The 13,358-nt window shown below is 33.7% G+C and carries 13 protein-coding genes and 1 pseudogene; 8 read left to right on the forward strand and 6 right to left on the reverse strand.

Annotation, left to right across the window (positions count from 1 at the left end; all coding sequences use genetic code 11):
• Positions 1–68 precede the first annotated feature (68 nt).
• The 3 genes from ACRHNM_RS12410 (at position 69) to era (ending at position 3,977) form a co-directional block, all read left to right on the forward strand.
• The gene (locus ACRHNM_RS12410; protein WP_431136975.1) at positions 69–2,735 is read left to right on the forward strand and encodes a LamG-like jellyroll fold domain-containing protein; all 2,667 of its coding nucleotides are present in this window, start codon (positions 69–71) and stop codon (positions 2,733–2,735) included.
• A gap of 31 nt (positions 2,736–2,766) precedes the next feature.
• Positions 2,767–2,928, forward strand: a complete 162-nt coding sequence (locus tag ACRHNM_RS12415) for a hypothetical protein (RefSeq protein ID WP_431136976.1) — start codon at positions 2,767–2,769, stop codon at positions 2,926–2,928.
• A 164-nt stretch (positions 2,929–3,092) separates the two neighbouring features.
• Positions 3,093–3,977: a GTPase Era gene (gene era / locus ACRHNM_RS12420; protein ID WP_431136977.1), complete on the forward strand. Its 885-nt coding sequence runs from the start codon at positions 3,093–3,095 to the stop codon at positions 3,975–3,977.
• Position 3,978: 1 nt separating this feature from the next.
• On the opposite strand, the gene ACRHNM_RS12425 is transcribed toward era, so the two are convergent.
• Positions 3,979–4,497 carry a GTP-binding protein gene (locus tag ACRHNM_RS12425; protein ID WP_431136978.1) on the reverse strand — a complete coding sequence of 173 codons (519 nt, stop codon included), beginning with the start codon at positions 4,495–4,497 and terminating at the stop codon, positions 3,979–3,981.
• A 149-nt stretch (positions 4,498–4,646) separates the two neighbouring features.
• On the opposite strand from ACRHNM_RS12425, the gene der reads away from it, so the two are divergent.
• The 3 genes from der (at position 4,647) to ACRHNM_RS12440 (ending at position 6,799) form a co-directional block, all read left to right on the forward strand.
• Positions 4,647–5,954: a ribosome biogenesis GTPase Der gene (gene der, locus ACRHNM_RS12430; protein WP_431136979.1), complete on the forward strand. Its 1,308-nt coding sequence runs from the start codon at positions 4,647–4,649 to the stop codon at positions 5,952–5,954.
• 183 nt (positions 5,955–6,137) lie between these two features.
• Positions 6,138–6,596: a hypothetical protein gene (locus ACRHNM_RS12435; RefSeq protein WP_431136980.1), complete on the forward strand. Its 459-nt coding sequence runs from the start codon at positions 6,138–6,140 to the stop codon at positions 6,594–6,596.
• A 2-nt stretch (positions 6,597–6,598) separates the two neighbouring features.
• The gene (locus ACRHNM_RS12440) at positions 6,599–6,799 is read left to right on the forward strand and encodes a helix-turn-helix transcriptional regulator (protein ID WP_431136981.1); all 201 of its coding nucleotides are present in this window, start codon (positions 6,599–6,601) and stop codon (positions 6,797–6,799) included.
• A gap of 42 nt (positions 6,800–6,841) precedes the next feature.
• On the opposite strand, the gene ACRHNM_RS12445 is transcribed toward ACRHNM_RS12440, so the two are convergent.
• From ACRHNM_RS12445 to ACRHNM_RS12465, 5 genes are read right to left on the reverse strand one after another with little or no spacing between them, the layout of a single operon-like run.
• Complete coding sequence (locus ACRHNM_RS12445) at positions 6,842–7,687, reverse strand: TPM domain-containing protein (protein ID WP_431136982.1); 846 nt, start codon at positions 7,685–7,687, stop codon at positions 6,842–6,844.
• A gap of 16 nt (positions 7,688–7,703) precedes the next feature.
• Complete coding sequence (locus ACRHNM_RS12450) at positions 7,704–8,141, reverse strand: TPM domain-containing protein (RefSeq protein ID WP_431136983.1); 438 nt, start codon at positions 8,139–8,141, stop codon at positions 7,704–7,706.
• A gap of 1 nt (position 8,142) precedes the next feature.
• Positions 8,143–8,745 carry a LemA family protein gene (locus ACRHNM_RS12455; protein WP_431136984.1) on the reverse strand — a complete coding sequence of 201 codons (603 nt, stop codon included), beginning with the start codon at positions 8,743–8,745 and terminating at the stop codon, positions 8,143–8,145.
• Positions 8,746–8,799: 54 nt separating this feature from the next.
• A complete protein-coding gene (locus tag ACRHNM_RS12460) occupies positions 8,800–9,129 on the reverse strand; it encodes a MerR family transcriptional regulator (protein ID WP_431136985.1) in 330 nt (109 codons plus the stop codon).
• Positions 9,129–10,100 (reverse strand): M23 family metallopeptidase, encoded by a 972-nt coding sequence (locus ACRHNM_RS12465; RefSeq protein ID WP_431136986.1) that lies wholly within the window; start codon positions 10,098–10,100, stop codon positions 9,129–9,131. Before ACRHNM_RS12465 ends, ACRHNM_RS12460 begins: the two co-directional genes overlap by 1 nt.
• 153 nt (positions 10,101–10,253) lie before the next feature.
• On the opposite strand from ACRHNM_RS12465, the gene alaS reads away from it, so the two are divergent.
• Both alaS and ACRHNM_RS12475 read left to right on the forward strand, forming a co-directional pair.
• A complete protein-coding gene (gene alaS, locus ACRHNM_RS12470; RefSeq protein WP_431136987.1) occupies positions 10,254–12,866 on the forward strand; it encodes an alanine--tRNA ligase in 2,613 nt (870 codons plus the stop codon).
• Positions 12,867–12,946: 80 nt separating this feature from the next.
• A pseudogene (locus ACRHNM_RS12475) lies at positions 12,947–13,324 on the forward strand (GxxExxY protein).
• The last annotated feature ends 34 nt before the right edge of the window (positions 13,325–13,358 follow it).

Genomic DNA, 13,358 nt, shown 5'->3' on the forward strand with positions numbered 1-13,358 from the left:
TACAGTATTATCATACTCTAGAAAATATACATGTGTTAAGGCATATACTAACCAATATAACATGTATCATGAAAAAACAATCTATGTTTTCATTAGCCCTTATTCTTGGCGCTACTTTTTTAACCCTTAATGCACAAGTTCCTAATATTAATGATAACACCTCAACTCAGCCTCAAGATGCTACCACATTAACTATTAATTGTACAAATCAATCCTTTAACTTAAGTGAATTAATTTGTGGAGAAGACTTAATGGTAATTTCGCCTACAATAAGTGAAGTGCCTAGTGCTGCAAATACTACATTAGATTTTGATGGTCTCAATGATAGAGTACTCATATCTAATAGCGCATCTCTAACTTTTACTTCAGAGTTTTCGGTTCAGGCATGGATATATCCAAGAGCCAATACCTATTCAAGAATTTTTACTAAATATTCTGGTGGTGCTAGTTTTCAAGGTGAGTTTGTTTTTGATACCTACGACGGTTCAAATCCTACTTTTTTAGCAAATGGTAGAGGTTTAAGGCTTGTGTTTACAGGTGCAAATGGAGGAGGAGTTATTAGTCCAAATGTATTAACCTTAAATTCATGGAATCATGTAGCAGGTACATTTAATAATGGCGTGCTTAAATTATATGTAAATGGTGTTGAAGTGAATTCAGGCTCGACAATATTTACCTCTATTCCTTCATCTTCATTGGGCTTTGCCATTGGAGAAGATGTTAATGTTAATCAGAGCGAATATTTTAATGGACAAATAGATGAATTAAGTTTATGGAATAAGGCACTAAAACCTTCTGAAATAAATAATGCTTACAATAAACTTTTAATAGGAACTGAACCTGGTTTAGTGGCTTACTACAATTTTGAAGAAGGATTAGGAAATTCTGTTTTGATTGATAAATCTGGTAATGGTAATGATGGAGTACTCACTAACATGGATATAAATTCAGATTGGGTCGTATCTACAGCACCTATTACACCAGTAACATTAGTAAATGACGTTACTGGAACATCTGATGCATCTGGTATTTATCTAACTGGTGATACAAACATTACATGGACAGCTACAGATACTAATGGTAATTTTGAAACTTGCATGCAAACCATTTCAGTTAGTGGTAATGCCTGTGGAATCATCTATGCTTTCGATAACGGTATTTGGTCACCAGGAAATCCAGATGGTTTGGCCACAGCGGAAGATGATATAATTATTGAATCTGGAAATGCTAATTTTTCGTTTTCAACTGTTTGTAATAGTATTACTTTAGAACCTGGAACAAGTTTAGATTTTACAGGAAGTACTTTAGAAACTAATTTACCACCAGTATTAAAATCTACATCTACAAGTTATTCTAGTCTTTTTCCTGGTGATATTGAAAGTGGTTTGGGAGCGAATAATACAATTGTTTATGAACGGTATGTCAACTCTAATGCCAATGGAAATGACTTAGTTGCGTCACCAATATACAATCCATATTTTGCTGACTTTTTAAATACTGTGAATAATGCTACAGATTTATTAAATGATGGAAATACGTCACCGACAACCTATGCTTTTGCACCTTTTGATAAGACAGTGGGTGATTATGTAAACACAAATAGTAGCACTAATTTACCATTGATTGGTGGACAAGGTTATAGGGCAGCGACAGTTTCTGGTTCAACACTCTCTTTTAGAGGCCAGCCAAACGGAGGAAGTATTGATGTTGATATTGAAAATTCTGGACCAATAAGAGCGAAATGGAATTTAGTAGGAAACCCTTATCCAACATATCTAAATGTTCAAGATTTTCTTACTCATGAAGTTAGTCCTGGAGTTACTAATATAAATTTATTCGATTCAGGTACTGCAGCTATTTATGGCTATGATGGTAGTGCAACCAACGGTTGGACCATTTATAATTTGGCTACAATAACAGCATCTACGCTTATTGCTCCTGGGCAAGGATTTTTTGTAAGTGCCAATGCAAGTCATGTTGCAACTTATGATCTCGAATTTAAAGAAACCATGCGTTCCTCAGGAAATAGCGACGATTTCATTCAAGGTCGAAATTCCCAGTTGGTATATTTAAAACTCGACTTAAGTTCAGAAACTAAGACTGCAAAAACAGAGTTTTATTTTAATGATAATGCATCACTCGGTTTAGATATTGGTTATGATGCTGAGGTTTTTGATAGTTCTGATTTGTATTCACATTTAATTCAGAATAATGAAGGCAAAGCTATGGCTCTGCAAGCGCTCAATCCAATTGATTTATCTGAAGTTTCGATTCCATTGGGAGTAAATGCTAATCAAGGTGAGCAGATGACGTTCAGTATAAGTGAATCAACATTGCCAAACTCAGTAAATGTTTATTTGGAAGATGTATTTACAAATACAACAACGTTGTTAAATAATAGTGACTACATCTTCACGCCAGCAAACAATTTGTCAGGTACAGGTCGTTTTTACTTAAGAACATCTGAAGATGCGCTATCAACGATTGAAAACAGTTGGAATACGTTGAACATATTTGCATCAAACAGTTCAAAAGAACTCCTTATAGCTGGTAAGTTAAAAGAGGATACATTATTGAATCTTTATGATATAAGAGGAAGAAAGATATTTACAACTCAACTTGATGCAACCCAACTTAAACATCGTGTAGACATTTCTAATTTAAGTAAAGGTGTTTATGTAGTTACTGTTCAAAATACCTTAACACAAAAATCTAAGAAGGTCATTATTAAATAATTTCATATATTTAGATATAAAACCGACCATTATGAAAAAAAACAAATCAGAAGATCAGGTTACACGAAAGGAAGCCTTAAAAAAAATGGGGAAGTATGCTGCTTTAACAGCAATGGGTACTTTTATTATATTAAATCCGAAGAAAGCTCAAGCATCTTCTCCTCCAGATCCAGGAGGTAATCCTTTAGGTTAATTGAAAATGAATTTAGGCATTATCTCTTTCTTAGAGATTCAAAGTATAAATCGTATTTTAAGCTTGTGATAATAAAATCATGAGCTTTTTTTATAATCAAATCACTCATATTATTTATTGTTTCATAAAGGTCGTAACTTTGTAGCCAGTTTTAAAAGTATATTATGAGTCATAAAGCAGGTTTTGTAAATATTATTGGGAATCCAAACGTCGGTAAATCCACTCTGATGAATGCCTTTATTGGTGAAAAATTATCTATCATTACCTCTAAAGCGCAAACCACAAGACATCGTATTTTAGGTATAGTCAATGGTGAAGATTTTCAGGTTATTTTAAGTGACACGCCAGGTATTATTAAACCCGCTTATGAGTTGCAAGCATCTATGATGGATTTTGTAAAGTCCGCTTTTGATGATGCAGATGTACTTGTTTATATGGTTGAGATTGGTGAAAAAGAGTTGAAAGATGAAGCTTTTTTTAATAAAATCACCACTTCAAAAATTCCTGTATTGTTATTGTTGAATAAGATTGACAAGTCTAATCAAGAACAATTAGAGGAGCAGTCGCAACTATGGCAAAGTAAAGTTCCAAATGCTGAATTTTTCCCGATTTCGGCAACAGAAGGGTTTAACGTTCAGAATGTATTTAACAGAATTATAGAATTATTACCAGAATCTCCAGCTTATTATCCTAAAGATCAACTCACAGATAAACCTGAACGTTTTTTTGTGAATGAAGCTATTAGAGAGAAAATATTAATGCATTATAAAAAGGAAATTCCTTACGCAGTTGAGGTTGATACGGAAGAGTTTTTTGAAGAAGAAAACATCATCAGAATGCGATCAGTAATTATGGTGGAACGCGATACTCAAAAGGGAATTATCATTGGACATAAAGGATCTGCCTTGAAACGAGTTGGTGTTGAAGCTAGAAAAGATTTAGAGAAGTTTTTCGGGAAACAGGTGCATCTGGAACTCTACGTTAAAGTCAATAAAAATTGGAGAAACGATCAACGCCAGTTAAAGCGCTTTGGTTACAACCAAAAGTAAATTAGTCTTCCGCATGAATGCCTTCACTCCTCAACGTGTCTCGCATAAAGTGGTGTAGTTGATGCATTTCATTCATTCCAGCTTTTTTTCCTAAGCGTCCACCAAAGTAAAGTGCAAACCATATGACCACTGAAAACAAGGTGAAAAACAATTGAAATGCATAATTGTCGCCTAAAGACCAATTCACATAAGCCCAAATGCCAAAAGCGATAAATAATCCTGCCACCAAGAAGTGAAAAAACATAAACATGGTCCAGACGGTTGGATTAGGTCCAAATAAACCATAGATAATGCTTCCGTCTTTGTCAAATTCTTTATTGATTTCTAAATGAAGTTGAGGTGACCAGAAATGTTGTTTGTCTTTTGGAATTCTAATAAATACATGGTCATCAATACGCGATATAACAAAATTAGATTGTCTCGCTTTTTGGTCTTCAAATAGTTTCAAAAGCATATCGTTATCTTGTTTTACATGAAACTTAAAACGTGGCCTTAAAACAATGGTGTTAGTTGTTGACATTTTAATTTAAAATAGGAATTCAAAGTACTATTTTTTATTTAATAAATGATTACAAAAGATGTTTAACGTAAAATAAACCCAACATCAGTACTTATTTAGTATCTTTGCAGCCGCTTACAGGATATGTAATGCAGATAAAATCTTGAAATATGAGTAATATAGTTGCCATTGTAGGAAGACCAAATGTAGGAAAGTCTACGTTTTTTAATCGTTTAATTCAACGTCGTGAAGCTATTGTTGATGCTGTAAGTGGTGTAACACGTGATAGGCATTATGGAAAAAGTGATTGGAATGGAAAAGAGTTTTCTCTTATTGATACTGGAGGATATGTAAAAGGAAGTGACGATGTTTTTGAAGCTGAAATTGATAAGCAAGTTGAATTAGCTATCGATGAAGCAGATGCAATCATTTTTATGGTTGATGTTGAAACAGGTGTCACAGGAATGGATGAAGACGTAGCAAAACTACTTCGCAAAGTTGATAAACCTGTTTTTTTAGCAGTTAATAAGGTCGATAATGGAAAGCGTGCTGAAGATGCGGTTGAATTTTATTCACTGGGTTTAGGTGAATATTATACCATCGCAAGTATAAATGGTAGTGGCACAGGAGACCTTCTCGATGCCTTAGTTGAAGCTTTACCTGAAAAAGAAGAAGAGGAAGAGAAAGATGAGTTGCCACGTTTTGCAGTTGTCGGTCGACCTAATGCAGGTAAATCCTCTTTTATAAACGCACTTATTGGTGAAGAACGCTATATCGTAACAGACATCTCTGGAACTACAAGAGATTCTATTGATACAAAATATAACCGTTATGGTTTTGAATTTAACTTAGTTGATACAGCAGGTATCAGACGAAAATCTAAAGTTAAAGAAGATCTAGAGTTTTATTCTGTAATGCGAAGCGTTAGAGCTATTGAACATTGTGATGTATGTTTGCTGGTTTTAGATGCTACAAGAGGATTTGACGGACAAGTGCAAAATATTTTCTGGTTAGCACAACGCAACCGAAAAGGAATTGTCATATTAGTTAATAAATGGGATCTGGTTGAAAAAGATACCATGACCACTCGTGATTTTGAGAGAAAAATAAGAGAAGAAATTGCACCTTTTACAGATGTGCCAATAGTATTTATTTCGGTACTTAATAAACAGCGAATTTTCAAAGCCATTGAAACAGCTGTTGAAGTGTATAATAACCGAACTAAAAAGATCAAGACGAGTAAGCTTAATGAAGTGTTATTACCAATTATAGAAAACTATCCGCCTCCAGCGTATAAAGGTAAATTCGTGAAGATTAAATACATCATGCAATTGCCAACACCGCAACCTCAATTTGCATTTTTCTGTAATTTACCACAATATGTAAGGGAACCTTACAAACGTTACTTAGAGAACCAATTAAGAGATCAGTTTGATTTTACAGGTGTACCAATAAGTGTGTATATGCGTAAGAAATAAACTCAACTCCTAAATAATTTATAGCACTATTTCTAAACGAAATGGTGCTTTTTGTTTTTGCAATACGAAATGTAAAATATATAATTATTATCAAAATGTAAATTATTTTTAACAAAATGTAAATTATGCTTTACTATTTGTATGTTTTTATTTACATTTGATAAGTAATATTAAAATTTAATTATGAAAACGGATTATCTAATATCAAATAAGTACAAAATTCCTGGATGGATTTTATTAATCACAGGTATTATTGCTGGAGTGTTTTTAATAGCATCTGGATTGGAATCAAATCTATTACAGGTGAAGGTGTTTGCTTTATATAATGGAGATTCTTTGTTTTCAGATAACGAAGGTTTTTTTAAAATTATCGAAAATAGTATTATAGACGAAATTATAACATTGTTTATAATAATTGGTGGCCTATTGGTTGGCTTTTCTAAAGAGAAAGTTGAAGATGAGTTTATTTACAAACTCAGAAAAGATTCTTTAGTTTGGGCTATTGTGTTCAATTATATGGTATTAATAATTATGACTATTTTTATCTATGACTTCACATTTTTCAATGTAATGGTCTATAATATGTTTACACCTTTACTGTTCTTTATTGTTAGATTTAATTTCTTGAAATCCAAAGCTTAAACATGAAAAATAATATTAAAATAGAACGAGCAAGACATAATATGACTCAGGCTAATTTAGCAGATGAAATAGGAGTAAGTCGACAATCGATTAATGCAATTGAACAAGGCAAATATGTCCCTTCAGCGGTACTCGCCATTAAATTAGCTAGGCTTTTTAAAATGCCAGTCGAAGCTTTATTTATAATCGAAGAAAATGATTGACGGTTAAATAATTGTAGAAACATTATTCTAACAAACAACAAATTACCAGCTTCCTCCAGCGCCACCACCAGAAAAACCACCTCCACCGAATCCACCTCCAAATCCGCCACCACCAAAACTTCCACCTGAACTACCTCCAAAACCTCCAGACCTTCCGCTATAGTTACCACGTCCCATATTACTTAGGATAATAGCGTCAAGTATACTGGTTCCAGAGCGACGTCCACCTTTTCCATTATTTCCACCACCACGTCTGTTTTTAGAAATGGCAATAATGAATATCATGAAAACGATAAATAAAAAGAAAAAGAAGCCTATAGGAAATGAGTTACCAGAATTCGTTTTTCGAGTGCCTTGATAAGCTCCAGTTAAGACTTCAAAAATAGCGTCAGCACCTCTATTAAGTCCTTCATAATAATCCCCTTTTTTAAATTCAGGAATAATAACATTTCTTACTAATTCACCTGTAACTCCTGCAGTAAGTCTGTCTTCAACGCCATAACCAGGTGAAATCCATATCTTACGATCATCTCTGGCTAATAAAACAAAAACACCATTATCTTCTTTGGCTTGGCCAACTCCCCATTTATGAGCCCATTTTGGAGCTAGTAGTCCTATATTTTCACCTTTTGTGGTTGCGATGATTGCAACGACTATTTGTGTAGATGTAGTATCAGAATACCGAATCAATTTTTGTTCTAAGTTACTTTTTTCAGAAGCTGAAAGCAGGTTAACATAATCATAAACGCTGGTCTGTTCCTTAGGGATTTGTGGAATATCAAACTGAGCAAAAATGGTTTGTGAATAACATAAAAGAGAAAACATTATTACGAAAATATGTTTCGAATAACCTGATTTCTTATTGTTACTATTTACTGAATATTGCATAGCGTTTGCTGAAAAATTAACCTTTGGATATGTCGTTAGGTAATTCGTTTATATCTCCATGAATCCAAGGGAAATGTTGCTTTAACTGTTCTCCAGCTTTTAAAACGCCCTCTATAAGGCCTTGTTTAAAATTACCATGTTTAAAATGGGATTGGATAACATCTTTAGTACTGTCCCAGAACCCTTTAGGAACCACATCATTAATACCTTTGTCACCATAAATCACAAAGGTCTTGTCTTCTACTGCAACATAAATGAGCACACCGTTCTGTTGTTTGGTGTTATCCATTTTAAGGTAATGAAAGACTTCCATAGCACGATCAAAAGCATCAATTTTGGTTGACTTTTCAATATGAATTCGTATTTCACCAGACGTGTTTTGTTCTGCAATGCGAATGGCTTTAACGATGTCCTGTTCCTCATTTGCTGAAAGGAAATCTTCAATTTTAGACATCTTAGTTATTAAAATCAAATTCGACATCAACTGGCTTTTCCGCACCAACTTCTGCATCAAAATAGGGCTTGTCATCAAAATTTAGAATACCAGCTAAAATAGAGTTAGGAAACTCTTTTACATGAACGTTGTAGGGCTTAATGGCTTCATTATAGCGCGTTCTTGCAGTTTGTATCGTGTTTTCAGTACTGGTGAGTTCATCTTGAAGTTTCAAAAAGTTTTGATTAGATTTTAAATCTGGATAGCGTTCAACAGTTACTAATAAACTTTTTAAAGCACCACTCAAACCACCTTGTACTTGATTGTATTGTGCTAATTGTTCTGGTGTGACATTTGAAGGGTCAATATTTATTGACGTTGCTTTTGCTCTAGCTTCAATAACATCGGTTAGTGTGTTGCGTTCAAAGTCTGCTGCACCTTTAACAGTATTTACTAAATTACCAATAAGGTCATTACGTCTTTGGTAAGCCGTTTGAACATTTCCCCAAGCTTCGCTTACATCTTCATTAAGTTGTACTGCGGTGTTATTAAATCCTTTTACCCAAGAATAAGATCCTATTGCTAAAATAGCAATGACAATAACAGGAATGAGCCATTTTTTCATGATTAGTGTTTTTTTTAGTTAGTGTATGTATTAGTTGCAATAAAACAGAATATGTTACAACTGCGATTTAATTTTAATAAGTTGTGCTTTTATACCTTCTAATTTGTTGATAATTTCAAAGTTGTTCAATGTTTTTTGTTTCTCTTCTTTAAGATGTGTTTTGGCACCTTCAAGAGTAAAACCACGTTCTTTTACCAAATGATAAATAAATTGAAGGTTTTTGATGTCTTCTGGAGTAAACTTCCGATTCCCTTTTGCATTTTTTTTAGGTTTAATAACATCAAATTCTTTTTCCCAAAAGCGAATTAGAGAGGTGTTTACATCAAATGCCTTAGCAACTTCGCCAATACTGTAATATCTTTTTTCAGGTAAATCTATGTGCATTAGTCTAAGGATTGGTTTTCTAAAGATGCTTTTTCTAACAGTCTTGCATATTCGTCTGCAGATAGGTTTCCATAGTAAAAGTTAATTGGGTTGATGCGTTCTCCATCTTTAAAAATTTCATAGTGAAGATGAGGTGCTTCTGAACGCCCAGTACTTCCAACAAAACCAATTAAATCACCACGTTTTACTTTTTGATTTGAACGTACATTATATTTGTATAGGTGTGCATATAAGGAAACATAACCATAACCATGATCTATTCTAATATGTTTACCATAACCAGATGCATTATTATCTGCTCGGGTTACAACACCATCTCCAGAGGCATAAATTGGTGTTCCTCTTGGTGCTGTGAAATCCATCCCAAAATGAAATTTCCGAACCTTTGTAAAGGGATCAGTTCTATAGCCATAACCAGATGCCATGTATTTCAAATCCTCGTTTTTAACTGGTTGAATGGCTGGTATAGCAGCTAAAAATTTTTCTTTGTCTTCTGCCAAAACAGCAATTTCATCTAAAGATTTTGATTGCACAACAATGGCTTTTTGAAGAAGGTCTAAACGCTTATTACTTTCAATGATGAGTTTTGAATTGTCATAACCTTCGTATTTTTTGTATCGGTTAATACCTCCAAAACCTGCTCTTCGCTGTTCAGAAGGAATTGGGTTGGCTTCAAAATATAAACGATAAATAGCATTATCGCGTTCTTCAACACTTTCCAATACTGCAAAAGCATTGTCTACACGTTTATTGAGGAGTTTGTATTGTAATTCTAAATTGGCTAACTCTCGCTTTAAAGCACGCTCTTTAGGTGATTCGATATATTGACTTGCAATAAAAACAAAAAGAAACCCAAATAAAGCTGCTGCTAATAAAAACAGCATGGTAAACTTTACAGTAGTTCTTTTTTTACGCTCTATTTTCCGATAGGAAAGCGTTTCAGAATCGTAATAATATTTTACTTTAGCCATATCTTAAAAAGTTCTATTTTTGCAGGAATAATAGAACAACACACAAATATATAAATTGTTTCACACTTTGAAGTCATTTGAACTTTAGTTTTAGAGGTTTTCATTAATTTAAGTGTCATAATTTATTAATTTACAAGGATTTAATTTCTAATTATGAAGTCTCAAGACATTCGACAAGCATTTTTAAACTTCTTTCAGGAAAAGAAACACAGTATCGTACCTTCAGCACCAATGGTTTTAAAAAACGATCCAACGCTCATGTTCGTTAATTCTGGAATGGCACCTTTTAAAGAATTCTTTTTAGGAAATGCCGAACCAAAAAACAACAGAATTGCTGATACTCAAAAATGTTTGCGTGTTTCAGGAAAGCATAACGATTTGGAGGAAGTAGGTTATGATACCTATCACCATACTTTATTTGAAATGCTCGGAAACTGGAGCTTTGGAGATTATTTTAAAAAAGAAGCGATTGCTTGGGCATGGGAATTATTAACTGAAGTTTATGGTATTGATAAAGACATCCTTTATGTAACTGTTTTTGAAGGTAGCGATGATGACAAGTTACCTATGGATCAGGAAGCTTACGATTTCTGGAAAGAATTGATTTCTGAAGATCGCATCCTTATGGGCAACAAAAAGGATAATTTTTGGGAAATGGGAGATCAAGGTCCTTGTGGTCCATGCAGTGAAATTCATGTTGATATTCGTTCAGATGAAGAAAAAGCTAAAGTTGACGGAAAGTCATTAGTCAATATGGATCATCCTCAGGTTGTTGAAATCTGGAATCTCGTATTCATGCAATACAACCGAAAAGCCAACGGAAGTTTAGAAAATCTGCCAGCAAAACATATCGATACAGGAATGGGTTTTGAGCGATTATGTATGGTGTTACAAGGGGTTCAATCAAATTATGATACCGATGTGTTTACACCTATCATCAGAGAAATTGAAACCATTACCAATAAAGATTACGGAACTAACGACAAGGTAGACATTGCTATTCGAGTTGTTTCAGATCATGTAAGAGCTGTAGCGTTTTCTATTGCAGATGGTCAATTGCCGAGCAATACAGGAGCAGGTTATGTGATTCGTAGAATTTTACGTCGTGCTGTTCGATACGGATTTACATTTTTAGATAAAAAAGAACCGTTTATTTACAGATTGGTTGATGTGCTTGTCAAAAAAATGGGAAAAGCTTTTCCTGAATTAAAAGAACAAAAGCAACTGATTGAAAACGTTGTAAAGGAAGAAGAATCATCCTTTTTAAGAACTTTGGATCAAGGGTTGTTATTATTAGACCGAATTATTAGTAATGCGAAATCTAAGGAAATTTCAGGTAAAAAAGTGTTTGAACTCAAAGATACCTATGGTTTTCCTGAAGATTTAACCGATTTAATTCTTCGTGAAAAAGGCTATACTTATAATCATGATGAGTTTGAGCAAAAACTCAAAGAACAACAGGAAAGAGGGAAGCAGGCTTCACAGCTTAAATCTGATGACTGGACTGTTCTAGTCGAAGATGAAGAACAGGAATTTATTGGTTACGATACGACTGAAGCTAATGTAAAATTAGTGCAATACCGAAAAGTAACCTCAAAAAAAGATGGCGAAATGTATCAACTGGTCTTTAATTTAACGCCGTTTTATGCTGAAGGTGGCGGACAAGTAGGCGATAAGGGTTATTTAGAAGACGCTTCAGGTGATATCATTTACATCGTGGATACCAAAAAGGAAAATAATGTCATTATTCATTTTGCTAAAAACTTACCTAAAGATATTCATGCCACATTCAAAGCTTCCGTAGATACAAAACAACGAAACAGAACAGAATGCAATCATACAGCAACCCATTTGTTACATCAGGCATTACGTGAAGTTCTCGGTACTCATGTTGAGCAAAAAGGATCTGCAGTGCATTCAAAATATTTACGTTTTGATTTTTCTCATTTTGCAAAGCTTACAGTTGAAGAATTACGTGATGTAGAGAATTTTGTCAATTCCAGAATTGAAGGTAAACTTCCATTGCAGGAACAGCGTAACATTCCAATGGATAAAGCCATCGAAGAAGGTGCCATGGCCTTGTTTGGAGAAAAATATGGTGATACAGTACGTACAGTGCGTTTCGGACAATCGATAGAGCTTTGTGGAGGAACACATGTTAAAAACACAGGTGATATCTGGCATTTTAAGATTGTTTCAGAAGGCGCAGTAGCAGCTGGAATTCGCCGTATTGAAGCGATTACAAATGATGCTGTTAAAGATTTCTATTTTGAAAATAACAGAGCGTATTTTGAAATGAAAGACTTACTCAATAACGCTAAAGAACCAGTAAAAGCACTTCAAAATCTTCAGGAAGAAAATTCAGATTTAAAGAAACAGATTGAGAACTTACTTAAAGAAAAGGCTAAGTCTATTAAAGGCGATTTAAAAAATGAAATTTCTGAAGTTAATGGCGTTCAGTTTTTAGCTAAGAAAATAGATTTAGATGCTTCTGGTATTAAAGATTTATGCTTTGAATTGGGTAGCCAGTTTGATAATTTATTTCTTCTTTTTGGAGCAGAAAATGATGGAAAAGCAATTTTATCATGTTATATTTCTAAAGAACTTGTAGCCAGCAAAGATTTAAACGCAGGAACCATAGTACGAGAATTAGGAAAATACATCCAAGGCGGTGGAGGAGGTCAGCCGTTTTTTGCTACAGCAGGTGGAAAAAATCCTGACGGATTAGAACATGCTTTACAAGCTGTAAAATCATATTTGGATTAGTGTCTATTCTCACAAAGACGCTAAGTCGCAAAGATTAGGTGCTTAAAATGTCTGTCTTTCAGGTAAAATAGAAATAACTTATGACTGAAAACCAATTATCTAGAATTATAGTTGATGTTAGTTATCAAATCCATGTCAAATTAGGTCTTGGTTTATTGGAGTCTGTTTATGAGGAGATTTTATATTGTGAACTTAAAAATGAAGGATTAATTGTTGAAAGACAAAAACCTCTTCCAGTAATATGGAGAGGTCAACTATTAAATTTGAATTTTAGAACAGATTAGGTAGTTGAAAATAAAGTTATTGTTGAAATAAAATCCGTTCAAGAAATCCATCCAGTACACCCAAAACAATTACTAACTTATTTAAAACTAACTAATTTGAAATTAGGTTTACTAATAAATTTTAATAGTCCATTAATTAAAAGTGGAATAACTAGAATTGTAAATAATTTATGAAATGAGTATTTCAAATTTATAAACCACTTAAGTG

It is taken from the genome of Psychroserpens mesophilus, assembly GCF_050617655.1.
Classification (GTDB): domain Bacteria; phylum Bacteroidota; class Bacteroidia; order Flavobacteriales; family Flavobacteriaceae; genus Psychroserpens; species Psychroserpens mesophilus_A.

What these genes read in the sequence shown, in the direction of transcription:
- ACRHNM_RS12450 (WP_431136983.1), bottom strand. Translation starts at nt 8,141, where the DNA reads ATGTCTAAAATTGAAGATTTCCTTTCAGCAAATGAGGAACAGGACATC.
- ACRHNM_RS12440 (WP_431136981.1), top strand. Translation starts at nt 6,599, where the DNA reads ATGAAAAATAATATTAAAATAGAACGAGCAAGACATAATATGACTCAG.
- alaS (WP_431136987.1), top strand. Translation starts at nt 10,254, where the DNA reads ATGAAGTCTCAAGACATTCGACAAGCATTTTTAAACTTCTTTCAGGAA.
- ACRHNM_RS12435 (WP_431136980.1), top strand. Translation starts at nt 6,138, where the DNA reads ATGAAAACGGATTATCTAATATCAAATAAGTACAAAATTCCTGGATGG.
- der (WP_431136979.1), top strand. Translation starts at nt 4,647, where the DNA reads ATGAGTAATATAGTTGCCATTGTAGGAAGACCAAATGTAGGAAAGTCT.
- ACRHNM_RS12445 (WP_431136982.1), bottom strand. Translation starts at nt 7,687, where the DNA reads ATGCAATATTCAGTAAATAGTAACAATAAGAAATCAGGTTATTCGAAA.
- ACRHNM_RS12465 (WP_431136986.1), bottom strand. Translation starts at nt 10,100, where the DNA reads ATGGCTAAAGTAAAATATTATTACGATTCTGAAACGCTTTCCTATCGG.
- ACRHNM_RS12425 (WP_431136978.1), bottom strand. Translation starts at nt 4,497, where the DNA reads ATGTCAACAACTAACACCATTGTTTTAAGGCCACGTTTTAAGTTTCAT.
- ACRHNM_RS12410 (WP_431136975.1), top strand. Translation starts at nt 69, where the DNA reads ATGAAAAAACAATCTATGTTTTCATTAGCCCTTATTCTTGGCGCTACT.
- ACRHNM_RS12455 (WP_431136984.1), bottom strand. Translation starts at nt 8,745, where the DNA reads ATGAAAAAATGGCTCATTCCTGTTATTGTCATTGCTATTTTAGCAATA.
- ACRHNM_RS12460 (WP_431136985.1), bottom strand. Translation starts at nt 9,129, where the DNA reads ATGCACATAGATTTACCTGAAAAAAGATATTACAGTATTGGCGAAGTT.
- ACRHNM_RS12415 (WP_431136976.1), top strand. Translation starts at nt 2,767, where the DNA reads ATGAAAAAAAACAAATCAGAAGATCAGGTTACACGAAAGGAAGCCTTA.
- era (WP_431136977.1), top strand. Translation starts at nt 3,093, where the DNA reads ATGAGTCATAAAGCAGGTTTTGTAAATATTATTGGGAATCCAAACGTC.